Genomic DNA, 22,482 nt, shown 5'->3' with positions numbered 1-22,482 from the left:
TCAGATCCGCCGTCATGCGTCACCTTCCTCCCCGGCCGCTCATCCTGGGCGACCCGCAACACCGCAACCGGACACCGTGTGCGGCCTGATCGACGTCCGCCGCGATCGCAGCGCACAACAGATCACGCCACACCGAAGGCGGCATGATCTGCGGGAACACACTCAGCGTCACCGAAGTGGCGTCGTCGCGCTCAAAACTAAAGCACAGATGCTAGCCTTCTGCACGCAGGTAAAGCATGAGGAGAGAATCGTGTCGAAGAAGATCCGGCCGGCAGCGTGGGCGGCGTCCCTGTTCGGCCGCGACGTGGCAACCACGCTGACGGAGGCCATCCCGTCGGCCATCCAGGCCGCCGTCGGACGGCAGATGGACGGCCACCACGCGGTCCGCCTGACGTCGCGCCACGCCTTCGGCGGAGGCTGGCCGGCGCGGTACGAGGAACTGGTCAACCACCTCGGTGAGGTCCCCGGCGCCCAGACGGTGCGCCCGCTGGGCAAGAGCTACCGCATCGTCGTCATCAACAACGTCGCCGTGCTGCCGGTGGAGTACGCGAAGGACCTCGCGACCGCCTACGACAGCCCTCGCGCCCTGAAGAAGATCAACAAGACGACGCTGGAGCTGGCGCGGCTCTTCGGCCCCAAACCCGATCATGAACAGCCGGCCTTCGAAGGAATGGAGTCCGAGTCGGACCCCCACGCCACCGACCTCCTGCGCGGGCTGGAACCAGACGGTATCGTGATCATCTACTACGCCGCGCACGAGCGGCACGGGCTGCTCAACATCGGATGGGGCCAGATCAGCGTGAGCCAGACCGGCACAGCGAGCTGGGTATCCGCACAACCCCTGCTCGTCCCGTCCGCAGACCCGATCCCCGGACTTCGCCTGGTAACCCAGCCGTCGGCCTCGACCGCGTCGCCGCGATTCGACCAGGCCGAGCTGGCCAGCCCGACGCTGCGCGCCCGTACCGCCGCCGAGCAGGCCACCGACAGCCCCGTAGCCGAACACAGCGACCACCAGCAGCGAAACGATGCCCGGAACTGACGAGCCCGATGACCTGTTCTCTGCCGGCGGCCTTCCCGTGGAGTCGCCCTCGGGGTCAGTCAGCGCTGTCGCCAGGCAGTTCGACTCGGCACGTCTGACACAAGCTCGCCAGCTCGCCGGGCTGACCAAGAAGGAACTCTCCGACCGGGTCGGGGTCAGCGCCGCGGCCATCGGCCAGTACGAATCAGGGGCGCGGCCACGACCCGAGATTCTGATCGCCCTCGCCGAAAACCTCGGCTACCCCGTCGGCTTCTTCCAGGTCGGGCGTCCCTACGCCCGCCTGGACTCCTCCGGAGCGCACTTCCGCCATCTCCGTGAGACACGCTCTTACCAGCGCGCCAAGGCCGTCTCCTTCACCGAGCAGGTCTGGGAACTCATCTACGCCCTCGAACGGCGCGTCTTCCTGCCCCACGTAGACCTTCCCGGGTTCGCCGGCGGGGAGATTCATCCCGGTGCCAGCCTTCCCACCGAGCCAGTCCAAGCCGCCCGAGCACTTCGCAAGCACTGGAATCTCGGCACCGCGCCCATTCCACACCTCGTGCGCACCCTTGAGGTCCACGGCATCGTCGTCGTCCACGCGCCAGCCGACGGCGACTTCCGTACCGTGGACGCCTTCTCGACCTCCCGGCTACCGCGGCCGTTCATTGTCATCAGTCGCGACCGATCGCATGATGTGTACCGGCAACGCTTCACCGCCGCGCACGAACTCGCCCACCTCGTACTCCACGCCGACGCCCTTCCCGGTGACTCCCGACATGAACGGGACGCTGACGCCTTCGCCGCTGAATTTCTCACTCCACACGACAGCATTACCCCACTTCTGCCGGCGAGAGTGAACTTCGCGGCGTTCGCTGAACTCCAGCGAACGTGGGGTACATCGATCCACAGCCTCATCTACCGCTGCCGCGAAGTAGGTCTCTACACCGACACCACTGCGACTCGCGCCTACCAACGCCTCAATCAGTCCAAGCCGGCCCTCGAACCCATCGACGGCTTCCCCGGCGAACAGCCGACCCTCCTCAGAAAAGCCTTCGAGCTAGCCACCGATCATGGGCTGACCATCACCGCGCTAGCACAGGAACTGCGCTGGCCGGTGGAACGCATCCGGCAGTTACTCGGTGCCGTCACTGACCGCCCAACGCTCAACCTTCTAGCCGGCGGCAAGGCGACGGAACCCATGAGACCGATGACCGATCGAGTCCGTCACCTGAAGTCCGTCATTGCCGACACAATGTAACGACCTCAACTGGACGACTTCCCCATCAGGGCCAGCACCTGGGGAACATGCTGGCTCTGGGCGTGATCCGGCAGTTCCGACGGGCCACAGCCCAGGTCGACACGCTGATGCAGATGGGCCGCTGGTTCGGCTTCCGGCCCGGATACCGCGACCTCGTCCGCCTCTACACCACTCCGGACCTGCATGACATGTTCGCCGCTGCCTGCCGGGACGAGGAGTTCCTCCGCAGGGAACTACGCCGATACGCTGGGTCGGCACCCGACGGGACCCACCTCACTCCACGACAGGTGCCACCCCTGATCGCCCAGCACCGCCCCGACCTGAAACCCTCAGCCCGCAACAAGATGTGGAATGCTCGGCTTGTCGCCAAAGCATCACCCGGCGCATCGATGGAGCCAGTGGCATACCCCAGGTCCGAGTCCAAGATGCGTGCCAACCTTGAGCGCTGGCTTCCGATCCTCGACGCCGCAACGAGGACCGAACGCTTCAACGTCCCGGCCACACGCAGGAGTTATGAGGCCCGGCTCGCCACCGTCGGCCACCGGGACCTCCTGGCTGTGCTGACCAGCCTCGACTGGCTCACTCCGGACACCTTCCAGCCTGAACTGAACTGGCTGCGAGGGCTCGCCCCCGGACAACTCGAGCGATGGATCGTCATCCTGCCCCACCAGGTCCGCTCCACGACACTGCGGACCGTTCTCGACCGAGGGCCGTACAGCATCTTCCAACGGACGAGGCAGGAAACCGGCTCATTCGCCGTCTTCAGCGAATCAATGCACCGCAACGCCGCGTTCCGCATCGCTGGAATACTAACCGATCACCCGGACCCCATCGCCGACTCCTTCAACGACGGCAGGACCGCCGCGCTCGTGCTGTACCCCGTCGTGGAGAAGGACGCCCTCGACGGAGAGACCAACGGACCAGTCGGACCCGGAAAGGTCACCATGGCCTGCCACTTCGTGACTCCATTGGGCACGGCACCAAGCGACGGCAAGCTCATCAAATGGGTCACAATCGACAGCAGCAACCCCACAGCGATCGTCGTCGAATCACCAGTTCCCTCAGCTTGAGCCCGGCCATCTGGGGCTGAGGGGGTGATCCGAGAGTGTTTGTCCACTGTGGGTTCGTGGGCGGTTTGGGTCCCTTGCCAGCAGGTCGGGGGGATGACGTGAAAGGTGAGTCCGTGTCGTAACCGGTGAGGTTCATCGGCGTTGTGATGTTCCCCGGGTTTCACGGAGTCTCCATCAAACCCGGTGCGGAACAACCACCCGCAACGAATCCGTGCGCTACCCGCCGCACCCCACAAACGATGTGCCGGCACAGATCCTGCTACCGCCAACCACGCACGAAGTCGCTAGGTGACGGATAAAGTTGGCTACCCGGATTTTCCGGACTTGGCCCGCTTCGAGGCTGCACGTTGGGCAACGATCCGGGCCCCCGTTCCGTTCATGCGCCACCTGGCAACCGGAAGGCTGACGTCGAACAGGTCGGCGACTTGCTCGTCGGTCCTGCTCTGCCTGGCCGCCTTGTACGCGGCGGCCAGGGGCAGAAGCAGTTCGGCTCCAAGTTCCTGCGCTTCCCACTCTTGATCTTTGCTGGTGGGGTTGGCGCAACCGCGGCGCCCCTCGGCGCTGAACATGACCCGGTCGAACTCGTGTTCAAGGAGGACGTGGGCCATCTCGTGGGCGACGTTGAATCGGCGGCGGCGGGGCAGGTGTGAGGTGTTCTCCACGATGAACTGGCCCGTTCCCGCAGGCACCAGCGCGGCGGACCAGGCATCCGGATGTTCCGCGGCGAAGAAGGTGACTGATTTCTCAGGACATCCCACCTCCGCGAGGCCATCCAAGGTGTGTACGGCGATGCCGTGCTCGCGAGCGAGTTCGTAGGGGCAGAGCCGATCGTATTCGGTGAGACCGAGGTCGGTCTTGCGGATGTCGATCGCTCGGCGCTGGATCTCAGCCTTGGGGAGCCTCTTGCCCACGTGTCACCGGCTCCGAGCCGCGCGTTGGGTCGCGTGCAGCTTCATGGCCGCTTCCAGCACGTTCTGTAGGTGTTGCTTCTCCTCCTCGCCGAGGTCTTTGCGAGCCCGAAGGAGAACGCCGACCTCGGCAAGCAGTTCCGGCTCCTCGCCCTGGCTGTCTTCCGTGTCGGAGATCCAGAAGGTTTCCGCTGGCATCTTCAGCCACTGGGTGAGGGTCATGAAGGCGTCGGCGTCCGGCCGGTAGCCGTTGGCAAGGCGGGTCATCGTGGAAGGGCTACATCCCACCTCGCCGGCGAGTTGTCGCCAGGAGAGGTTCTTGCTTCTGCGCGCGGCGTCGAGGGCGGCGTACAGCGCCGGCACGTTGATCCTGGTCTGGGCCATGGGCGGGGCATCTCCTCGCAGGTTGCGCGAACCACCTTTCTACCACCGTTCGACATGTCGAACACTCGCGTGGTAGCGTTGATCTCGTTCGACAAGTCGAACGATGTCCGACTCGTAGTACATCCACCGTACCTGCTGCGCTCCAGCCGCAGCAATGATCCGAGGAGATCAATATGACGACCAACGCTACCGAGAACGTCGACCAGATCCAGCGTCCGCCGCGGACTATCACGGTCTCGGTCAACAATCAGCCGGTGGAACTGCCCGAACGGCGGGTCATCGGCTTGGAGATCAAGCAGGCCGCCATCGCGCAGGGCGTCCACATCCAGGCCAACTTCCAGCTGTCGGTGAAGCGGGGCAACCGCTACGAGGTCATCGGTGACAACGACACCGTCGCGGTCCATCCCCGCCAGGAGTTCCTCGCGGTCGCGCCGGACGACAACTCGTGACCGAGCTGACCCCGGCGGTCACCACCGCGGTCGACGCCGTCCGGGAACACTTCGCCGGCAAGCCGGTCGAGGTGACCCCGGACGGCGCCGGCGGCGCCTTCGTGATCGTGCACGACATCGAGATCGGCCCGGATTTCATCCCGTCGACTACCTGGCTGGGCTTCCAGATCAACGCGGCCTACCCCTATGCGGATGTCTACCCCCACTACACCGGCAGGCTGACCCGCACCGACGGTCAGCCCCACGGGCCGGCCATCCAACAGATCGAATGGCAGAACCGGCCGGCCATGCAGCTATCCCGCCGCTCCAAGGGGTGGCAGGCCGGGATCGACAATGCCGCGCTCAAGGCCGAGAAGGTGATCACATGGCTCGTCACCCAGTGAACCCGCCGGCGGACGGTTGGAGCCTCACCGTGCCGGCTCGGCTGTGGGCCGACCTGTCCAAACACCTGTTCCGGGGCGACAGGGACGAACACGGCGCGGTCATCCTCGCAGGCCGCGCCGAGGGCCCGCGCGGGCCCCGGCTGCTCGCCCGCGAGCTGATCCTCGCCAAGGACGGGGTCGACTATGTGCCCGGTGAGACCGGGTACCGGGCCCTCGCGCCGTCCTTCGTACGCGACGCCGCAGTCCGGGCGCGGGAAGAGGGACTCGCCTACCTCGCCATTCATAACCACTTCGGCGGTGCCACGGTCGGCTTTTCCCGGGTCGACCTGGCCAGCCACGAGCGGGGCTACCCAGCGCTGCGGCAGATCACCGGCCAGGTCGTCGGTGGGCTGGTCCTCACTGCCCAAGCCGCCGCCGGTGACCTGTGGTTGCCCGACGGGTCCCGCGTCGACCTCGCGGAGGTCGTCATCCCCAGCGGCAATCTCATTCGCCTGCGGCCTCGCCCCGCCCGCGCCGGCACAGCCGAGCTCCTGCACGACCGCCAGGCGAGGCTCTTCGGCCAGCTCGGCCAAGAGTCCCTCAGCCGCCTGCGGGTCGCCGTCGTCGGCCTCGGCGGAGTCGGCAGCATCCTCGTCGAATTCCTCGCCCGCCTCGGCGTCGGCAGCCTCGTCCTGATCGACGACGACATCGTCGACGAGACGAACCTGCCCCGGCTACTCGCCGCTGAACGCGACGACGTCGGCCGGCCGAAGAGCCTCCCCGCGATTCGGAACGCCCGTCGGGCGAACCCGGACATCGGCCTTACGGTGATGGCGGAACGGGTCGAGACCAGCGGGGCGCGACAGTCGTTGAACTCCTGTGACTGGATATTCCTCGCCGCGGACAGCCACTCCGCCCGGTACTGGGTCAACGCCGCCGCCAACCAGTACCTGATCCCCACGACGCAGATCGGCGTCAAGATCCCCGTGAACGACGACGACATCGTCGGCCAGATCCACGCCGTCAACCGGTTCGTGGTCCCCGGAAGCGGCTGCATGTGGTGCAACGGCCTCATCGACCCGACCGAACTCGCGATCGACATGCAACCCGAACACGTACGGGCTGCCGCCCGCTACGTCGCAGGCGTTCCAGCGCCCAGCGTTATCGCCCTCAACGGCCTCGTCGCCACCGAGGCCATCAACCATTTCATGCTCGCCGTCACCGGCATGCACCACGACCCCGACGACACCACCTCCACGATCCATCTGCCGAGAGAACGCGCACGCGCTGGCCAGATGCCACGCCGCGACGAGGGCTGCCCATGGTGCTCCCGACACGGGCACCTCGGGCGCGGTGATGGCTTATCAGGGTAGTGGTGATCTTGTCGATGGTGAGGGTGCGCTGGTCGAGCGCGGGGCCGAGGTGGCCACGCCGCAACCTCGGCCTCCGGTCAACACATCGGAATAGGATTCGTCGGGTGACGCTCGACCTCACCGAGAAGCGGCCCGGACCGGGTGACCAGGTGACCCGGTTTCCGTTCGCCGAGAACAACGACTCAGCCCGAGCTGGTTGGACTACCAGTTGCTGCACAACGGAATCGTGGCGGGGTAGGACAGCATGGCGAGGCTCCCGGTCGGAGCTCGGCGTCTCGGTCGGCAGCCATCCTGTCTGGAGACTCGCACCCATCGATATCACCGGGCACCCACCAGCGCTACTCGGCGGCGGGTAGGCGGGGGGGCTCGCCGCCGGTTGCGAGGAAGATGGTCGCGATCTGGATGGCCGTGTCGGGCCGGAGCCGTAGATGCTCGGCGGGGTACTCGGTGGGTACTCCGCCGAGGTCGAAGCTGAGTCCGGCGGCCCGGGCCTCGACTGTCGGATCGTTGAGGTATGCGCCGTCGTCGGCGATGTGCACGGCGAAGCTGTGGGTGGGGTGGCCCAGGCCGATCTGCAGGCCGGGTGGTAGTTCGTCCGGGTCGTCGGTCGCCTGGCTGAAGATGGTGACCACGACGGGCTCTCCGGCCTGGTGGATCTCGTGCAGTACGGCGCTCAGGGCGGCGGGGGCGCTCAGGTCGACCTCGTGGTTGTCGCGGTGGTCGCCCCGGTCGTATGCCCACGTCACCTTCATGCGATGGCCTTTCCGTTGCCGGTGTAGGTACGCCACAGACGTACCTGCCCGTCATCGTCGCGTACGTACACGGTCAGCTCCGCACCGGACGGCAGCAGCCGGGAGAGGATCCTCTCGCAGCCGTAGGGCTCGTAGTCGCACGGCGGGTTGTTGGTCAACACGACCGCGTGCGTTACCTGTTCGCGGCGCATCCGGGCGGCGAGCTTGGCCTCCAGGTGGTCGGTCGTGGTGGCGATGAGCTTGTAGGCCGGTTTGAGGTCCGCGGCGGCTGCCGGGTCGCGGCCCGACCTCATGGGCACTCGTTCGCCGTTGATCAACGCCACACCGGACGTGGGGTCTTTCGCTCGCCGTGCGGGCAGGTCGCGGGCGGCCTCCGTCAGCCACCCCGGCAGCCGATCCGTTTCGGCCGGCGCCTGGGTTGGGCTCGCAGAGGTGTCGCTCGTGCCGGGCGGTCGGCTGACGCCGCCGCCCGTGGTCAGTTTCCCAGGTCACCGACCTGCCGGGCCTGCGCAAGTGCCGCTTCGACATGCTGGCGGGCCTCGCCTCCTCGGGCACTGACCGCGGCCAGTCCCTGTCCGACCTGCTGCAGGCGTGCCAGAGTCGGGCCGGGTTGCCCACCCCGCAGCGCCGCGGCGACGAGTCGCCGGGCTTCCTCGATGCCCGCTGCCGCCGCCTCGACCGCCCCGTCGACAGCGGCGAGGGTGGCGACCAGCGGCGTGAGCGCGGCGATGGCTTCCTGGGGCGACGGCTGTTGCGGCACCCCGGACACCGAGCGCGCCGCCTCGCCCATGATTTCGCCGACCGTGCTCAGCCGTGCGCGGACCTGCCCGACCTGCTCGCGTACGCGAGCCAGTCCCACCGCGATGCCCGCGAAGCCCGCCCCGACGGCCCGCGCCGCGATCTGCTCGACGGCGTGGTCGACCCCGGCAGCACCCTGCTGCGCGGTCGCCACGCCTTCGGCCATCGCCCGCAGGTCATCACCGATGCTGTCGGTCAACGACATGGTCCCGCCCTTCACCCTGTCGGCTCTTGCACCTCGATGAACCCTGGCACTCTAGAGATCGAGGTCGATAGGAACAACCGCACCCGGAAGACCGCGGCTGTGCCAGCGCGTAGGCGGGTCGCGGTTGCTCGACGCGCCTCGTTCAACCACGGACAACTGGAGCACCGGGGCGAGATCGCTGTCTACGGCGGGATGTCGAGATCGGTTGTCGGCTCTGTTCGACACCGCGTCCGAGGTCTGCACTGGCAGGGAGGCAGATGCCCCCCGTTGCGACCCCACCGCATCAGAGTCGGCAGGTGCCTGGGTTCAGTGTCGAACCGCTCGGCGATTGGCGCCGAGGCAGTCTGCACCGCGACGGCAGGCGGGATGGACGCACCGGAGACCAACAGCGGCTGCGTCGTTGAGGCCGGTAGTGGACGACGCAGATCGATTGGACCCGCGTGGCCGCGATGGCGACCCGACGCCATCGCGGCCACGCAAGGAGCGGACGGATGGGAAGGAGTGGCCTCCTCACACGTCCGTTCGCGTCACCGACCCGTCAGCTCTGTCGAAGGAGGCACGGCACCATGACCGACACGATCCCCGGTAGCCCGAGCACCGAGGCGGCCTACAGCGGCCCGGTCGATCTGACCCGCCCGCACTTCGTGGGCGTGGGCGAGCCGGTCCTGTCCGGCCTGGCCCGGCTGCTGGCCGAGCTGGGCCACCAGGTCAGCGGCAGCAACATACGCGAGTCGGCCACTTTCAAGGGGCTGCGCACGGCCGGTGTTCGGGTGCACCTGCACCTGGACGACGACGTGGCGCCTGTCGAGGGCGCAACCTGCGTGGTCTGCCCGGCGAGCGCGCAGAACGTGCTGGAGGTTCGGGCGGCGCGTGCCGCTGGCATCCCGGTGGTGCACCCGGCGCAGGTCCTCGACCGGCTGGCCGCCGGGCGGCAGCTGGTGGCGGTGGCCGGGTCGCACGGTAAGTCCACCACCTCCGGCATGCTGGCTCACATCCTGCGGACCTGCGGACAGGACCCGACCTACCTGATCGGCGCCGACCTGACCGGGCCCGGCTCCGGTGCCCAGCTCGGCCGGTCGAGGCTACTGGTCGCCGAGGCCGACGAGTCGGACCGCTCGTTCCACTACCTCACCCCGTCGATCGCGGTCATCACCAACGTGACCGACGCGCACCCGGAGAACTTCACCAGCCACGCCGACCTGCTGCGCGCCTACGTCACGTTCGGGTGCCGGACCGCAGTGAACGGCTTCCTGGTCGTCAACGCCGACTGCGTGGGCGCCACGGTGGCCGCCCAGGTCATCGCCGACGAGCGACCCGACCTGACGGTGCTGCGCTATGGGCGGGACCGGACGGCGGATGTCCGGCTCCTGGACGTGCACGCCGAGGGGTGGAGCGCGTCGACCACGGTGCGGATGCCGGATGACACACAGGTCCGGCTGACCCTGCCGACCCCGGCGGCGCATCACCTGGGCAACGCGGCGGCGGCCATAGCGTGCGCGGTGGCCCTCGGGCTCGACCCCACCGAGGTGGGCGGGGCGTTGTGCACGTTCGCCGGGGTGCGCCGCCGGTTCGAACATGTCGACACCCGGGCCGGGGTGACGGTGGTCGACTCCTACGCCGCCCATCCGCACGAGATCGCCGCCGACCTGGAAGCCGCGCGCACCCTGGCCCGGGGGCGGGTGTTCGTGGTGTTCCAGCCGTCCGGGTATGCCCGCGTCCTGGCCTTCGGGGAGCGGATCGGGAGGGTCCTAGCGGACCACGGCGACCACGTCCTGCTGCTCGATGTGCAGGGCACCGTGCCGGAGGGCCGGCCGGCAGCGGACCTTACCGCCGTCATGGCCCAGCTGCGCGACGGTGCCTACTGCCTGCCCATCGGGCCCGACCACGCGGCCCGGGTGATCGCGCGGATGGCCGGACGTGGCGACCTGGTGCTGACGATGGGCACCGGTGACGTGACCAGCTACGGTGCGGCGATCCTGGACAAACTGAGCTGCCGATCCGAGGTGACCCTGTCGGCCTGATCTTCTTCCGTCAAGGGCTGACGCTGCCGGGTCACTCGACCGTCTGCTGGCCCGGTGAGCAGTCCCGCGCTGTTGGTTACCTTGACCTGGGTCCAGTCGCCCAGGGGCCGCCTGCAGCAACTCCACGCCTCGGACACGTCCGCCGTGCGGCCCACAGCCATGCCGCCCGCCGGGTGTACTCGCCGATCGCGACCAGCCGCCCGGCTCTGGTCCAGCGGCCTGCTGCCCGATCTGCCGGCGCACCTGCGGGAAGGGTGCTCACCCAACTCGGCCATCTCGCCGAGCACTGCGACCGACCGCCGGCCGTCGCTGGCCTTCGCGTGCGACGCCCGCATCGCGGGGCGCATCGCACCCAGCACAGCGTTGCGGGCGCCGTTGACAGCGGCCCTCCGGCCGGCCGGGGCGGGTGGTAACGGTGTCCTGCCCGGAGACGCTGCCCGGCCGCCGCCTCGATCGGGTGTCCCAGCTTCACAGAGCGGCGGACGCCTGACGCGGCTCGTACGGGCGCAGTCCTCCTCAGGGCCATGAAGGGCTGCAGAGCCTCGCGCCCGGCTCGAAGGGCTGCCGGTGCCGTTACAGGTCGATGGTGGCGGTGACGAGGTGGTGGTCGGATGGGTACGGCGGCCCGTCGGGGATGTGGACCTGGTAGCTGCTGGGGATGACGTGTGGGCGCATGGCGTTGTTGACCAGCAGGTAGTCGATGAGGTCAGGGCCGCCTTCACCGGGCTTGTCGATGATGGTGGGCGCGATGACGAAGTCGGGGTTGGCGAGCCAGGCTAGTTCGGCGATGGCGTGGTAGCCGGCGCCGTCGAGTCGGCGGTTGCTGATCGGGTCCCATCGGCCGATGAGGTGGTCGAGGGCGTCGGTGTCGGCTTCCCAGTGCCCTTCGGGGGTGCCGTCGTCGATCCGTTTGCCTTTGTGTGTGCGGATGTGGTGGTTCGCGGCGTGCCAGTCTCGTTGGGGGAAATGCGGGCCACTGGCGGTGGAGTTGAGGTCGCCGCCGCCGATGAACGGGAGCGGGTCGTTGCCGTAGCGGTCGAGCAGTTTCGCCTCTTCCAGGCGGGCGGAGCCGCTGCGGGAGTTGAAGTGGGCGACCCAGGCGCCGAACTCGGCACCGGTGGTGTTGACCCGGAACCGGCCGACGTTGCGTTTGTCGGGGAAGACGTCGGGGTCGTGCGGGTCGTCGCCGGGCCAGGCCAGGTGGGTGACGAGGTTGGCGTTGTAGAAGATGGCTGGTGGGATGGGTCCGTGCTGGCTGGTGCCGAGGAGCCCGGCGTAGGGGGCGTGGTGGACGTCGGTGAGGGCTTTCTCCGCCAGGCGTAAGCCTTCGTGCTGGTTTCGCCGGTAGTGCTTGGCTTCGCAGAAGAGGATGATCGCGGGCGGAACGTCCAGGGTGGCGAACGTCTGTTGCAAGGGCCGCATGTTGAAGGTGCCGTCGCGGTAGCCGCCCGCCTCGTAGTTGTAGGTCGCAATCAGCAGGCGCGTCATCAGCGGGTCCCTTCGGATGTGGTGGATGGCGAGTGCTGGTGCCGGTGTCCCGCCGGAAGGAGCGAGACGTCGGGCTGCAGGCGTGGAGCCGGCCCGCCTGGACGGCTCGGTGCGGGACGGGGTTCGGTGGGTTCGTTGTCGTCGCTTGTGCGGCCGGTTCGGCTTGCGGTGACCTGGTGCATGCCGGTCCAGCCGCTGGCGATCTCCCATTGCATCCCGATCGCATCGAGTGCGGCGACCCGGTCCGGGGGGAGTTTGCCGTCACGTCGCGCGATGCGCTGGGCATGGATCCACCGGGATAGGTCGATGTCGTCTTCGCGGTGGCCTCTGCGTGGGTGCAGGTGTCCTTCGCGGTGGGAGAACGTGGTGGCGGTGGCGAGGTTGCGGTGCCAGGCGGCGTCGCGGATTGACCATTGCATGCCGAGTGCTTCGAGGCTGCGTGTGCGGTCGTCGTTGAGGCGTCCGAGTCGGTGGTCGGTGCGTCGGGCGGCGAGCCAGTCGTAGAGGTTGATGCCGTTGACGGTCGTGCCGTAGGGGACCCGGATGTGGCCGTGGGTGGCGTGGAAGTGCTGCAGGGCCGTGAAGCCGTCGTGGTAGGAGGGGCGTTTGACGGTCCAGTCGATCCCGAGGGCGGTGAGGGCAGCGACCCGGTTGTCGGGAAGGGTGTTCTTGCGGTGGTAGCCGCGTTGTTGTCCTATCCAGAGGGCGAGGTCGAGTCCGTCGATGACATGGCCGGTGGGCACGTCCAGGTGGCCGTGTTCGGCGCGGAACGCGGTGGCGGCGGCGATGCCCCGCTCCCAGGCCCGCGTCATGGGTGTCCAGTCGAAGCCGATCTCGTTGAGGTGCTGGACCCGGTCCTGTGGAAGCCGGCGTGCCTCGTACTCGGCACGCTGCCGCGCAATCCAGCGTTCCAATCGCACCCCGTGGCGTACGTGGCCGACGGGCACCCGCAGGTGTCCGTGGTCGGCGTGGAACGCGCGCAGGGCGGCGTACCCGACAAGCCACTCCGAGGTGGTCTCCTCCAGCACCCGCACGGTGAGGGTCCGCAGCAGGTCCTCGGAGGCGTAGCCGTCGGGAAGGCGGACGAGCAGATGCGGCGGCAGCGCCGCGGCCCCCGTGGACGCCTTCGTGCGCTGGGTGTCGAGCTCGGCGGCCAAGCCGTTGTCGTGGGCGCGCAGCGCGCGCAGCACCTGCAACAGGGTGGTCCACTCGGCCAGGTCCGCGGCGAGGTCACGGGCGGTCTCGACCGGATCGTCAGGCAGCAGGACCGGGAGCAGGATCGTGGCGATGCCGGACCCGGCGGGGTTGCGGCGCAGTGCCCGGCCGACGGCCTGGATGACGTCGGACTCGGACTCCTTCGGGGCGGTGAAGACGACGGCGTCGACGGCGGGCACGTCGACGCCCTCGCCCAGGCACCGCGAGTTGGAGATCACCGTCCAGCCGTCCTCGGGCGGGTCGGCGAGGTTGGCCAGATGGATCTGCCGCTGCGTCATCGTCTGGGTGCCGTCGACATGCCCGACCGTCAGGCGGCCCTTGGGACGGTCCTGCTCAGGCAGGGCAGCCAAGGCTGCCGGCAGAGTACGGGAGAACTCCTGGGACTGGGCCACCCGTGGGGTGAACACCAGCACCCGGCGAAGACCGAACTCGGCGGCAGCGCGGGCGAGCGCGGTCTGCACCACCGCGGTGCGCAGCGGCGCCGCGCCGGCACGCACGACGGCGTGGGGGTCGAGGCGACGCAGGGTCGACAGCGCTTCCTCGGAGGTCACCCCGATCACCACGATGCGGTAGTCCTCGAGCCAGCCATCGGTGATCGCGCTCGCGAACGGGTAGCTGTAGTGGACCGGGCCGAACACGTCCGCGTCGTCCATCGACAACACGTCCTCACCGCCACGGCCCGCGCGGCGTCGTGCGCTGAGGACCCGTGGTGTGGCGGTCATGTACAGCCGCCGGGTGGCCGGCAGGTGCTCGTCACGGTGCACCAGGGCAACGTGTTTGCCGGGCCATCCGGCGGTGTGGTGCGCCTCGTCGATCACCAACAGACTCGCGGCGGTGTCCGTGGCGTGCAGCCCCGCGCCCACCAGAGCCGCGGAAGCATGAGTTACCAGGATCAGCCGCAAACGGCTGGTAGGAGTTCGCCGGACCCAGTCCGCGATCTCGCCCGGCCGCGTGGTGACCGGACACTGAAGGTCGGTCGTGCGCACCGCCGTATCGGCGACGGTGTCATCGCTGCACACCGCGAGTACCTGCACCGCCATGCCGGCAGCGGCCCACACCGCCAGGGTCTGCGCGAGCAGGGGCAGCGACGGGCAGGCCACCACCACCAGCCCGGTCGGGCAGAGCCGGACGGCGGCGTGCACCGCGACAAGGGACTTGCCGCTACCGCAGGCCGCCCGGAACTGGCCGCGACCACCATCGGCCTGGCCCTGCACGATCGCCTCGACGGCCTCCTGTTGGTAGTCCCGCAGAGGCGGCAGCTTCTCGACCGCTGGTGAGTCCTTCACCTCAGGGCTCTCCTACAGCGCGTTCCGGCTGATGGCGTGCGGGGACCGTGCCGCCCCGGCGCGGCCGGGTCGACGCCCTGATCCGGGTGCGGGGAGCCGCCAGGGGGTCGAGGATCCGGATGGGCGCTTTCACCGCTCACTGCTGTGAGGCGTTGCCCTGCGCCTGGCCGGAGGGTGGGGTGTTGGCAGCCGGCCGCCGGTGTGTGGGTGTCCGGGGTGCGGCGGCTGTCGACGTAGAGCCGGTAGCTGGCGGCATCGGCGACGATCACGTCTGTGGTGTCGGGTCCCAGGCGCGGGTCCTGGGGTGGGATGGGGCCGGTGATGGTGCTGTGGGCGGCGAGGAGGACGCCGCTGTGCTCGTCAATGGTGAGGATGTCGCGCCTTGGCACGCCGGAGCGGTCGGTGTACGGGAGGATGACGTCCATGCCGGGGCGCTGGACGCGGTCGGTGACGTCGGTCTGCGCGAGTAGGCCGGGTTGCGCCGCGAGGAGCCGCAGGACCGCGGCCCGGACTGGGCGGGTGGGCGCGTGGCGTTCGTAGAGCATCGCGATGCCGCCGACGATGTCCTGGGGACGGGTCTCGCCGGGACCGGCCGCGATGAGCAGGTAGGTGCGTAGGGCAGCGGGTTGTCTCGGTGGTGGCTGGTCGAACCGGTCCCCGGTCTGGCCTGTCCAGCTGCTGTCTCCGCCGTCGGGGATGCAGCTTCCGCTGTCGACGTGCACGCTGATCTGCCGGCCGTCGGCGGCGTCATCGGTGCGCCACAGCTGGTCGGCGCGGACCCGTTCGGGCCACCCGGTGGGGCCGGGTGGCCCGATGACGTCGCGGTACCAGGTGCGGCGTTCGACGTACTGGTAGTCGCCGCTGGTGGTGTCGGCGGGCGCGTCGCCGAGGGTGTTGGCCAGGCGGGTCAGGACCGGTCCGGCCGGGACCGGTGGTGTGTTGTTCGGGGGCGTCGTCGGAGACGGCGGGTCGGGGTTCACGCCGTCGGAGGGGCCGGCACAGGCGGTGAGAAGAAGTGACGCCGTGAGCAGCAACGCGCCGGTACGGGTGCGGGTCACCGCATGGCCTGGGCCGTGTCGATCGTGGGGTCCTCGGAGCGGTCGACGATGAGGGTGTACAGGCGCAGGCGTGGTGCGTCCTTGGCCATGCGGGGTGGCGGGCCGAGGTCGGTGCTCTCGTGGGCGAGGACCCCGCCGGCCCGGTCGATGATCAGGGTGTCGCGGGCCTGCTGGTGCTCGACGGCGACGGCGATACCGGCCCGGCCGGCCCGGTCCGCGACCGTGCCATGGCAGATAACGGCCTCGGCGGTGGCAAGGAGCCGGAGCAGGGCGATCCGGGTGGCCGGGGCGGGGTGTTGGGTGAGATGCACGTCCGCGACCGCACGGATGATCCACTGCGGGCCCATCTCGGGCGGCTGCACCGTGGCGAGGTGGGCGGCGAGGGTACTCGGGTCGGTGGGAGTCGGCTCGGGTAGCGGTGCCGGAATTCCGCCAGCGGGATGGTCAGTGACGGTGTGGCCGGCGGAGCCGGGTGTGGTGCTGACAGTGCGACCAGATCCGTCGGCGGCCCGCCACTGCCAGGTCTCGGTGGTGACGATCGTGCGGCTGCTGGTCCCCGACGGGATCATGGTGTCCTGCGCGGCCCAGGACCGAGTGTGTGTGCGGGTGTACGCGGCGGGGCTCGCCGGGGTGGCGTTGACCGAACGGCTGGCGTCGGCCGCCGTGGCGAGCGTGTCAGCCAACTGCGCGAGGCACGGTGCGGTGATGACGGCTGCGGCCGGCGTGCCGGCGGGGACGTTGTTGAGGCCTGCGGGGATCACCGCCGGCTCTACGCCTGGGCGGTCGCCTCCGGTGCGGACCGGGTACGCGATAACTGCCGTCGGGGCGATGGTGACGGCGACCAGGGCGACCAGCAGTGGCGGACGCCACGGGTTGCCCCTGCGCCGGTGCAGGGTCTGCGCGTCGAGTGGAGTCATGGCTGTTGCCTCATCGTCGGTTGTCTGGACGTGACGGAGGAGCGATCGAACACTGCGGGGCTGGCCGGGTCAGCTAGCCGCGACTGCGTTCCGGGGGTGCCGGAGAGAGAAGCTGCAGGAGGTCGCGGATGGCGTGGGTGACGGTGGGATACGAGGGCACGGTTGGTGGTCGCGGCCGGTTGGCCGCCGGCTGGCGGGTGATCCAGATCGGGACCATGCCGGCGGCGATGGCGCCTTGGACGTCGGCGTGCCAGCTGTCGCCGATGTGGAGACACCGTGCGGGGTCGACGTTCAGCGCTCGGCTGCACGCGTGGAAGAGTCCGGGGTCGGGCTTCGCGAGGCCGATGTCCGGACCGCAGATGATGGCCGTGACGAACTCGGTGAGAGCCGCCTTGTCCAGCTTCCGCTGGACCGAGGAACGGTGCCCGTTACTGCAGACCGCTACCGGCGCCAGGTCGGTCAGCTCTCGCAGGAGACTGCGTAGTTCCGGGTCCGGGGCGATCATGGCGAGTTGGGCGGCGACGCAGGTGCGCACCAGCCGGTCCAGGTCGCTGGTGTCCAGCGTGACGCCCACGCTTCGGAGAGCCGTCCGCCAGACGCGTCGACGAAGGTCTTGCAGGCCGCCGGTGCCCGCTGCCGCGGGATGCCGCCAGTGGGTGACGAATGCCGCGTGGTAGGCGTCGATCAGTGCGCCTGGGTCGACGCGGGAGGTGAGGGTGGCCGCGAGCTGGGCTCCCGCCCGCACGCCGTGAGCCAGGCTGGTGCTGGTGTCGATGAGTGTGTCGTCCAGGTCGAGGCTGATGGCCGCGAGTGGTCGTGGCGGCGTCGTGCCGAGTCGCGTCTGCAGGTATGTCGCCAGGACCGGCAGCGTGTCGGTGGGCTGGTCGCTGACGAGGGTGCAGGAGGTGGTCAGCATGCGATGGACCCCGGTGCGCTCGTTCCTGCCCGCGGCGTGGGCCTCGCCTCGCCACGCTTTCGCCTCCGCTGAGGGACGGAGGAGTGGAACCGGGTTGACCAAAGTTGTTTGGTGGCGCCGAGGGCGTGTTCGGCCAGTCGGAGGAGTTGGATGTCCGAGGTGCCGGCAGGGGCGAAGATGTGCAGAGCGTCGCGGAAGTAGCGCTCGATGGGCGACTGGGCGGGGTGAAGGCCGTGCGCGGCGTGGATCTCCATCGCGGCGCGGGCGGAGTCGATCGCGTGTTCGGCGTTGATCAGTTTGGCGTTGACGAGTTCCGCGTCGCAGGGTTGCCCGCTGTCGAGCAGGTGTACGGCGTGGTAGGCGGCCAGGCGGGCGACCATCAGCCGGGACTGCATGGCGCCGATGCGCTGTTTCACCGTGGGTAGGTCGGCCAGGGGTTGGCCGTAGCGGCGTTGGCTGGTCGCGTAGGCGACGGTGGTGTCGAGGACGGCCTGATGGATGCCGAGGGCGACAGCGGCGAGGTTGGGTCTGCCGTACAGGACGCTGGAGGAGTACGCCACGTCGAGGCCGTCGCCTTCGGCGCCGAGCCGGTTCGCCGCCGGGACACGGCAGTTGTCGAAGACGATCTCGCCAAAGCTGAAACCGTGCAGGCCCATGCTCGGCTGGTGCGCGGTGAGACGCACGCCGGGCCGGTCGGCTTCGATGAGGAAGGCGGACAGCCCGCGGGTGCCAGGGCCGGTGCGGGCCACGACGCCGTGCAGATCGCCGATGTGGCTGTTACCGACGAAGGTCTTCGTGCCGGTGATGACGTAGTCGTCGCCGTCGCGCACGGCGGTGGTGGTCATGCCGAGGACGTGGCTGCCGGATCCGGGTTCGGTGACGGCGATGGTCGGCAGGCAGTCGCCGGCGGCGATGGCGGGCAGCCAGGTCTGTTTCTGCGCCTCGCTGCCGAAGTGGATGATCTTCGCGGTGCCGAGGTGGGACGCCTGAAGCATGGCGCCCATGGCGGCCGAGACCCGGGACAGTTCCTCGATGATGAGCGTCTTGGCGAGGTGACCGAGTCCGAGGCCTCCGTAGGTGGGGTCGATCGTGGCGCCGAGCCATCCTTGGCGGGCGATCTGCCGGGACAGGTCCTGCGCCACGCTGCGGTCCGCCTCCAGCTCTGTGATGCGGGGCCGGACCTCGGCCTCGGCGAACGCTCGGACCGTGTCCCGCAGGCGGGTGTGGCGGGGGGTGAGGTGGTAGCCGTTGACCATCTGCCGCTCTCCTCGTGGGTCGCCAACGGTGTCCGTCGGTGGGGCGGTGGGTAACGCCACGGGCAGGGCCGTGGCGGGGTCACCAGCAGTTCCTGGAATGTGAGCTGCCGGCCTGGGCAGCGAGGCGACGAAGGATGTCTTGTGCGCGGGGGCGCGATCAGGGGGTGTCGGGCTGTGGGCCTGGTTACCGGGGGTGGTGTTCTCGCTGGCTGATCCGTGCGGACAGCTCGGCCGCCCAGGTCTTGATGGTGGTGAGTCCTTGCTGTCCCCAGGTGCGGGATTCGGTGCCGACCACGCAGATCGTTCCGAGGGTGGTGCCGGTGTGGTCGATGAGCGGGGCGCCCATGTAGGTGCGGATGCCGAGTTGGTCGACGACCGGGTTGCCGGCGAACCGCGGGTAGGAACAGACGTCGTCGAGGACCAGTGCACGGCGCCGGTGCACGACGTGCGGGCAGAATCCCTGGTCTCGTGACATCCGGCGACCGGGTTCGAGGGGCGTGGCCGCTGCCGACACGCCGGGCTGCGTGGTCCGGCCGGTGTAGAGGCCGGCGAAGAACTGGCCGTTCTCGTCGAGGAAGTTCACCATCGCCCACGGCATCTCCGTGACGTCGGCGAGGTTGCGGGCGAAGTCGTCGAACTCCCGCTCCGGTCTGCCGAGGCCGAGCGCCCGCAGCCGGTGAAGCCGCTGGGGCGCCTCCGGGTCGGGCGGAGTCAGGGGTGGGGGTTCGAAGTTGTCGCTGGTCATGCGCGATCACCTACCTCGGTTGATGCGGAGTTGGCGTGTGTGGGAGAGGGAGCGGCGAGCAGGTGCCGCACGAGTGTCACCAGGACGGTGGTCGCGGACCGCCGGTCGCGGGCGTCACACGTCACGATCGGTGCCGCGGGCGGCAGGCTCAGGGCTTCGCGCACCTCCCGCGGGTCGTGCCGGTAGGCGCCGTCGAACTCGTTGACGGCGACCAGGAACCGCATGCCGCGGGACTCGAAGAAGTCCACGGCGGCGAAGCAGTCCGGCAGGCGGCGGGTGTCGACCAGCACCACCGCGCCGAGGGCGCCGTGGCTCAGTTCGTCCCACAGGAACCAGAACCGGTCCTGCCCGGGCGCGCCGAACAGGTACAGCACGCTGTCGCGGTCGATGGTGATGCGACCGAAGTCCAGGGCCACCGTGGTGGTCGTCTTCGCCGCTATCCCGGCAAGGTCGTCGGTGCCGACGCTGGCAGTGGTGAGCAGCTCCTCGGTCCGAAGCGGCGGGATCTCGCTCGTGGCCGTGATGAAGGTGGTCTTCCCGACCCCGAACCCGCCGGCGACCAACACCTTGAGCGCGCTCGGCGCCCAGTCAGAGTCGCTGTTGGAGGCCGACAAGGAGCTTCTCCAGGATCGATCGGTCAGTGGGGTCGGCGGCCGGGCTGGGTGGGCGGGTCAGGACCGCGCCGACTGCGACAAGGTCCGACAGCACCACCTTCGTGACCGCGGCCGGCAGCCTCATCCGGGCGGCCACCTCGGCGACCGTGGTCGCCACGCCGCACAGGCCCAGCGCCACGTCGTGGTCCGGCTCCAACCGCCCTCGGGGACGCACGCCCGTGGCGACCACCCACGACAACAGGTCCATCGCCGTGGTGGGGCGGGTCCGTCCCGCGCTGACCGTGTAGGGGCGCACCAGGCGCCCGGCCGCCTCGTCGAGCCACGTCTCTCGATGCGCGCTGCGGGAGGTCATGACAGGACGGGAGACGGTGCGCCGCTCCGGGCCGGTGTCGCCAGATACGGTCGGACGCTCTTGACCATCTGCGACATCTCGTAGCCGAGCACGCCGACGTCGGCCTGGCGGCCCGCCAGCACCGCCAGCACCCCGCCTTCGCCCGCCGCCGTGACGAACAGCAGCGTCTCGTCGAGCTCGGCCACCACCTGCCGCACACCAGAACCGCCGCTGAACATCTGTCCGGCGCTACGGGTCAGGGAGAACAGCCCGGAGGCGATCGCCGCCAGGTAGTCCGCGTCGTCGTCGGCCAGTCCGTGAACGGCGCGAGGCAGACCGTCGGCGGACAGCAGCAGCGCGCTGCGGGTGTGCGGCACCCGCTCGACCAACCCGGACAGCAGCCACGCCAGTTCCTGGCCAGACGTACCGGTCATCGCAGACAACTCCTTCTCCTATCAACAGTCAGTGGCGCGGGACAGCACGCGGGGCGGGCGGCTCGCCGCTGCCGGAACTAGCCCCGCGCAGGAAGTCGGCCATCAGCATCGGGTCATGATCACCAGCCCGCTGGTTCACCGCCCCCGGGCGGCTCCGCCCCAACGGGGCCGCCAGATGCGCCTGCCGCGTCCGGCGCGGCAGCAGCGGACCCGCAGCGCCGGCTTCCCTGGGCACCTGTCCGACCGCGGCACCGTCACGGAGCGCGGGCGCCGTCGCAGACGAGGCGACCCGTGTCAGCGCTGGCGGCGGCGCAGGCGGGTGGTGGCGAGCGCCGACGGGCGACGGCGAAGCACCTGCCACCGGCGAGGACGCGGTCGCCGTCCCTGTCGGCTCGCCGCGCGGTGGCATCCGGCCGGCCTCCACAGCCGGCGGTTGCCCGGGGGCAAGGTCCCCGAGCAGCGGCGTCGGCAGGATCACCACCGCCTGCAGGCCGCCGTAGACGTTGCTCTGCAGCTTGACGGTGATGCCGTGCCGACGGGCCAACGCCGAGACCACCCACGCCCCGATACGGCCGTCGCGCAGCAGGTCACCGACGTCCACCCGGCCCGGGTCCGCCAACAGCGCGTTCACCCGGTCCTGCTCCGGATGCGGCATCCCCAGACCGCGGTCGTCCACCTCAACCGCCACGCCGACTGCCACCCGCCGGGCACGTACCGTCACCTCAGTGTGGGGAGGCGCGAACGCGGTCGCGTTCTCGACCAACTCGGCGAGCAGGTGCACCACGTCGGCGCCCGCGTGGCCGCGTACCGTTCCCTCGACCGGAGGCACGACCCGCACCCGCGCGTACTGCTCCACCTCGGCAATAGCCGAGCGGAGCACCTCGACCAGCGGAAGGGGACGGCTCCACTGCCGCCGCGGCACCGCCCCACCGACCACGGCGAGGTTCTCCGCGTAACGGCGGATTCGGGTCGCGAGGTGGTCGACCTGGAACAAACCCTTGAGCAGGTCGGGGTCCTCGACCTGTGCCTCCAGGACATCCAGCAGCTGGATCTCCCGGTGCACCAGCCCTTGCAGCCGACGGGCGAGGCCGACGAACACCTCCACCTGCTGCCCGGCCATCGGCTGGCCAGCGGCAGGTGAGGCGCCCACCATGGTGCGCACATGCGCTCGGGCGAGTCGATGAACGCACACGGCCGCGCCGGCAGTGATCGCCATGCTGGCCGCCGCCGCGCACACCAGGGCGAGGCCGGCCGTCGTCGGAACAGGCCCCGGTGACTGCGCAAGTGCCCATGTCGCCGTGCCCAGGGCGATCGCCACCACCCCAGCGGCCAGTGCCACACACACCCACACCAGGCGAGCGGGCAGGCCAGCCACAGACGGACCTCCGTCCGACGCGTCGAGTCGCACCCTGCCTCCCTGAGTTGACGTCGTTGGCGGCTCCGCCGACGGTGGGGACCCGGGCGGGCTCTGGCAGTAGCTGTCCAGCGCCGGACCTAATTGGCCGTGGCGTCGTGGTGATCAATGCCGCCGGAGTTCAGTCTTGGTCGGCGATGGGGCGTCGAACATTGTCGACGCGAGGAATTAGCGCGGATTCCGGCGGTCGCGGCTGACCTGGTCGGTGTC

Annotated in this window: 23 protein-coding genes; 7 read left to right on the top strand and 16 right to left on the bottom strand. The window is 69.5% G+C overall.

The window, feature by feature from the left end; genetic code table 11:
- Window positions 1-250: 250 nt before the first annotated feature.
- From AC0AIB_RS14565 to AC0AIB_RS14555, 3 genes are all read left to right on the top strand, one after another.
- The gene (locus AC0AIB_RS14565) at window positions 251-1,039 is read left to right on the top strand and encodes a hypothetical protein (RefSeq protein ID WP_465096851.1); all 789 of its coding nucleotides are present in this window, start codon (window positions 251-253) and stop codon (window positions 1,037-1,039) included.
- Window positions 1,026-2,276: an XRE family transcriptional regulator gene (locus tag AC0AIB_RS14560; RefSeq protein WP_465096850.1), complete on the top strand. Its 1,251-nt coding sequence runs from the start codon at window positions 1,026-1,028 to the stop codon at window positions 2,274-2,276. Before AC0AIB_RS14565 ends, AC0AIB_RS14560 begins: the two co-directional genes overlap by 14 nt.
- Window positions 2,277-2,338: 62 nt before the next feature.
- Window positions 2,339-3,346 (top strand): Z1 domain-containing protein, encoded by a 1,008-nt coding sequence (locus AC0AIB_RS14555; protein ID WP_465096849.1) that lies wholly within the window; start codon window positions 2,339-2,341, stop codon window positions 3,344-3,346.
- 305 nt (window positions 3,347-3,651) lie between these two features.
- On the opposite strand, the gene AC0AIB_RS14550 is transcribed toward AC0AIB_RS14555, so the two are convergent.
- Window positions 3,652-4,257, bottom strand: a complete 606-nt coding sequence (locus AC0AIB_RS14550; protein ID WP_465096848.1) for an ImmA/IrrE family metallo-endopeptidase — start codon at window positions 4,255-4,257, stop codon at window positions 3,652-3,654.
- Window positions 4,258-4,260: 3 nt separating this feature from the next.
- Window positions 4,261-4,638, bottom strand: a complete 378-nt coding sequence (locus AC0AIB_RS14545) for a helix-turn-helix domain-containing protein (RefSeq protein WP_465096847.1) — start codon at window positions 4,636-4,638, stop codon at window positions 4,261-4,263.
- 173 nt (window positions 4,639-4,811) lie between these two features.
- On the opposite strand from AC0AIB_RS14545, the gene AC0AIB_RS14540 reads away from it, so the two are divergent.
- Genes AC0AIB_RS14540 through AC0AIB_RS14530 form a run of 3 tightly spaced genes read left to right on the top strand, consistent with a single transcriptional unit; the run spans window position 4,812 to window position 6,822 of the window.
- On the top strand, window positions 4,812-5,087 hold the full coding sequence (locus tag AC0AIB_RS14540) for a multiubiquitin domain-containing protein (RefSeq protein WP_465096846.1): 276 nt from the start codon (window positions 4,812-4,814) through the stop codon (window positions 5,085-5,087).
- Window positions 5,084-5,470: a hypothetical protein gene (locus AC0AIB_RS14535; protein ID WP_465096845.1), complete on the top strand. Its 387-nt coding sequence runs from the start codon at window positions 5,084-5,086 to the stop codon at window positions 5,468-5,470. Before AC0AIB_RS14540 ends, AC0AIB_RS14535 begins: the two co-directional genes overlap by 4 nt.
- A complete protein-coding gene (locus AC0AIB_RS14530; protein WP_465096844.1) occupies window positions 5,401-6,822 on the top strand; it encodes a ThiF family adenylyltransferase in 1,422 nt (473 codons plus the stop codon). Before AC0AIB_RS14535 ends, AC0AIB_RS14530 begins: the two co-directional genes overlap by 70 nt.
- A gap of 338 nt (window positions 6,823-7,160) precedes the next feature.
- On the opposite strand, the gene AC0AIB_RS14525 is transcribed toward AC0AIB_RS14530, so the two are convergent.
- The 3 genes from AC0AIB_RS14525 to AC0AIB_RS14515 all read right to left on the bottom strand — a co-directional run bounded on the left by AC0AIB_RS14525 (window position 7,161) and on the right by AC0AIB_RS14515 (window position 8,577).
- A complete protein-coding gene (locus AC0AIB_RS14525) occupies window positions 7,161-7,574 on the bottom strand; it encodes an Imm1 family immunity protein (RefSeq protein WP_465096843.1) in 414 nt (137 codons plus the stop codon).
- Window positions 7,571-7,954, bottom strand: a complete 384-nt coding sequence (locus AC0AIB_RS14520) for a DddA-like double-stranded DNA deaminase toxin (RefSeq protein ID WP_465096878.1) — start codon at window positions 7,952-7,954, stop codon at window positions 7,571-7,573. Before AC0AIB_RS14520 ends, AC0AIB_RS14525 begins: the two co-directional genes overlap by 4 nt.
- Window positions 7,955-8,049: 95 nt before the next feature.
- Window positions 8,050-8,577 carry a DUF6244 family protein gene (locus AC0AIB_RS14515; RefSeq protein WP_465096842.1) on the bottom strand — a complete coding sequence of 176 codons (528 nt, stop codon included), beginning with the start codon at window positions 8,575-8,577 and terminating at the stop codon, window positions 8,050-8,052.
- 566 nt (window positions 8,578-9,143) lie between these two features.
- Between AC0AIB_RS14515 and AC0AIB_RS14510 the strand changes: the two genes are divergently transcribed.
- Window positions 9,144-10,598: a UDP-N-acetylmuramate--L-alanine ligase gene (locus AC0AIB_RS14510; RefSeq protein ID WP_465096841.1), complete on the top strand. Its 1,455-nt coding sequence runs from the start codon at window positions 9,144-9,146 to the stop codon at window positions 10,596-10,598.
- A gap of 573 nt (window positions 10,599-11,171) precedes the next feature.
- Here AC0AIB_RS14510 and AC0AIB_RS14505 read toward each other — a convergent pair.
- The 11 genes from AC0AIB_RS14505 to AC0AIB_RS14455 form a co-directional block, all read right to left on the bottom strand.
- Window positions 11,172-12,086, bottom strand: coding sequence for a hypothetical protein (locus tag AC0AIB_RS14505; RefSeq protein WP_465096840.1), 915 nt, complete (start codon window positions 12,084-12,086; stop codon window positions 11,172-11,174).
- Window positions 12,086-14,587 (bottom strand): helicase associated domain-containing protein, encoded by a 2,502-nt coding sequence (locus tag AC0AIB_RS14500; protein WP_465096839.1) that lies wholly within the window; start codon window positions 14,585-14,587, stop codon window positions 12,086-12,088. The genes AC0AIB_RS14505 and AC0AIB_RS14500 overlap by 1 nt, the downstream gene beginning before the upstream one ends.
- Window positions 14,584-15,645, bottom strand: coding sequence for a hypothetical protein (locus AC0AIB_RS14495; protein ID WP_465096838.1), 1,062 nt, complete (start codon window positions 15,643-15,645; stop codon window positions 14,584-14,586). Before AC0AIB_RS14495 ends, AC0AIB_RS14500 begins: the two co-directional genes overlap by 4 nt.
- Window positions 15,642-16,562, bottom strand: a complete 921-nt coding sequence (locus tag AC0AIB_RS14490) for a hypothetical protein (protein WP_465096837.1) — start codon at window positions 16,560-16,562, stop codon at window positions 15,642-15,644. Before AC0AIB_RS14490 ends, AC0AIB_RS14495 begins: the two co-directional genes overlap by 4 nt.
- Window positions 16,563-16,635: 73 nt before the next feature.
- Window positions 16,636-17,478: an HAD family hydrolase gene (locus tag AC0AIB_RS14485; protein ID WP_465096836.1), complete on the bottom strand. Its 843-nt coding sequence runs from the start codon at window positions 17,476-17,478 to the stop codon at window positions 16,636-16,638.
- The gene (locus AC0AIB_RS14480) at window positions 17,472-18,734 is read right to left on the bottom strand and encodes an acyl-CoA dehydrogenase family protein (RefSeq protein WP_465096835.1); all 1,263 of its coding nucleotides are present in this window, start codon (window positions 18,732-18,734) and stop codon (window positions 17,472-17,474) included. Before AC0AIB_RS14480 ends, AC0AIB_RS14485 begins: the two co-directional genes overlap by 7 nt.
- A gap of 184 nt (window positions 18,735-18,918) precedes the next feature.
- Entirely contained in the window at window positions 18,919-19,479 is a 561-nt protein-coding gene (locus AC0AIB_RS14475; RefSeq protein ID WP_465096834.1) for a GAF domain-containing protein, read from the bottom strand.
- Window positions 19,476-20,093, bottom strand: coding sequence for a GTP-binding protein (locus AC0AIB_RS14470; protein WP_091250917.1), 618 nt, complete (start codon window positions 20,091-20,093; stop codon window positions 19,476-19,478). Before AC0AIB_RS14470 ends, AC0AIB_RS14475 begins: the two co-directional genes overlap by 4 nt.
- Window positions 20,068-20,445 carry a DUF742 domain-containing protein gene (locus AC0AIB_RS14465; protein ID WP_363817456.1) on the bottom strand — a complete coding sequence of 126 codons (378 nt, stop codon included), beginning with the start codon at window positions 20,443-20,445 and terminating at the stop codon, window positions 20,068-20,070. The genes AC0AIB_RS14470 and AC0AIB_RS14465 overlap by 26 nt, the downstream gene beginning before the upstream one ends.
- Entirely contained in the window at window positions 20,442-20,858 is a 417-nt protein-coding gene (locus AC0AIB_RS14460) for a roadblock/LC7 domain-containing protein (protein WP_091250922.1), read from the bottom strand. The genes AC0AIB_RS14465 and AC0AIB_RS14460 overlap by 4 nt, the downstream gene beginning before the upstream one ends.
- 28 nt (window positions 20,859-20,886) lie before the next feature.
- Window positions 20,887-21,978, bottom strand: a complete 1,092-nt coding sequence (locus AC0AIB_RS14455) for a sensor histidine kinase (protein WP_465096833.1) — start codon at window positions 21,976-21,978, stop codon at window positions 20,887-20,889.
- Window positions 21,979-22,482: the final 504 nt, after the last annotated feature.

It is taken from the genome of Micromonospora sp. DSM 43699 (assembly GCF_055517075.1).
This window is presented reverse-complemented; position numbering and strand designations above follow the sequence as displayed.

Coding starts and splice junctions, on each gene's coding strand:
- AC0AIB_RS14560 (WP_465096850.1), top strand. CDS start 1,026: ATGCCCGGAACTGACGAGCCCGATGACCTGTTCTCTGCCGGCGGCCTT.
- AC0AIB_RS14545 (WP_465096847.1), bottom strand. CDS start 4,638: ATGGCCCAGACCAGGATCAACGTGCCGGCGCTGTACGCCGCCCTCGAC.
- AC0AIB_RS14540 (WP_465096846.1), top strand. CDS start 4,812: ATGACGACCAACGCTACCGAGAACGTCGACCAGATCCAGCGTCCGCCG.
- AC0AIB_RS14525 (WP_465096843.1), bottom strand. CDS start 7,574: ATGAAGGTGACGTGGGCATACGACCGGGGCGACCACCGCGACAACCAC.
- AC0AIB_RS14515 (WP_465096842.1), bottom strand. CDS start 8,577: ATGTCGTTGACCGACAGCATCGGTGATGACCTGCGGGCGATGGCCGAA.
- AC0AIB_RS14510 (WP_465096841.1), top strand. CDS start 9,144: ATGACCGACACGATCCCCGGTAGCCCGAGCACCGAGGCGGCCTACAGC.
- AC0AIB_RS14505 (WP_465096840.1), bottom strand. CDS start 12,086: ATGACGCGCCTGCTGATTGCGACCTACAACTACGAGGCGGGCGGCTAC.
- AC0AIB_RS14490 (WP_465096837.1), bottom strand. CDS start 16,562: ATGACTCCACTCGACGCGCAGACCCTGCACCGGCGCAGGGGCAACCCG.
- AC0AIB_RS14485 (WP_465096836.1), bottom strand. CDS start 17,478: ATGCTGACCACCTCCTGCACCCTCGTCAGCGACCAGCCCACCGACACG.
- AC0AIB_RS14480 (WP_465096835.1), bottom strand. CDS start 18,734: ATGGTCAACGGCTACCACCTCACCCCCCGCCACACCCGCCTGCGGGAC.
- AC0AIB_RS14475 (WP_465096834.1), bottom strand. CDS start 19,479: ATGACCAGCGACAACTTCGAACCCCCACCCCTGACTCCGCCCGACCCG.
- AC0AIB_RS14465 (WP_363817456.1), bottom strand. CDS start 20,445: ATGACCTCCCGCAGCGCGCATCGAGAGACGTGGCTCGACGAGGCGGCC.
- AC0AIB_RS14460 (WP_091250922.1), bottom strand. CDS start 20,858: ATGACCGGTACGTCTGGCCAGGAACTGGCGTGGCTGCTGTCCGGGTTG.
- AC0AIB_RS14455 (WP_465096833.1), bottom strand. CDS start 21,978: ATGGCCGGGCAGCAGGTGGAGGTGTTCGTCGGCCTCGCCCGTCGGCTG.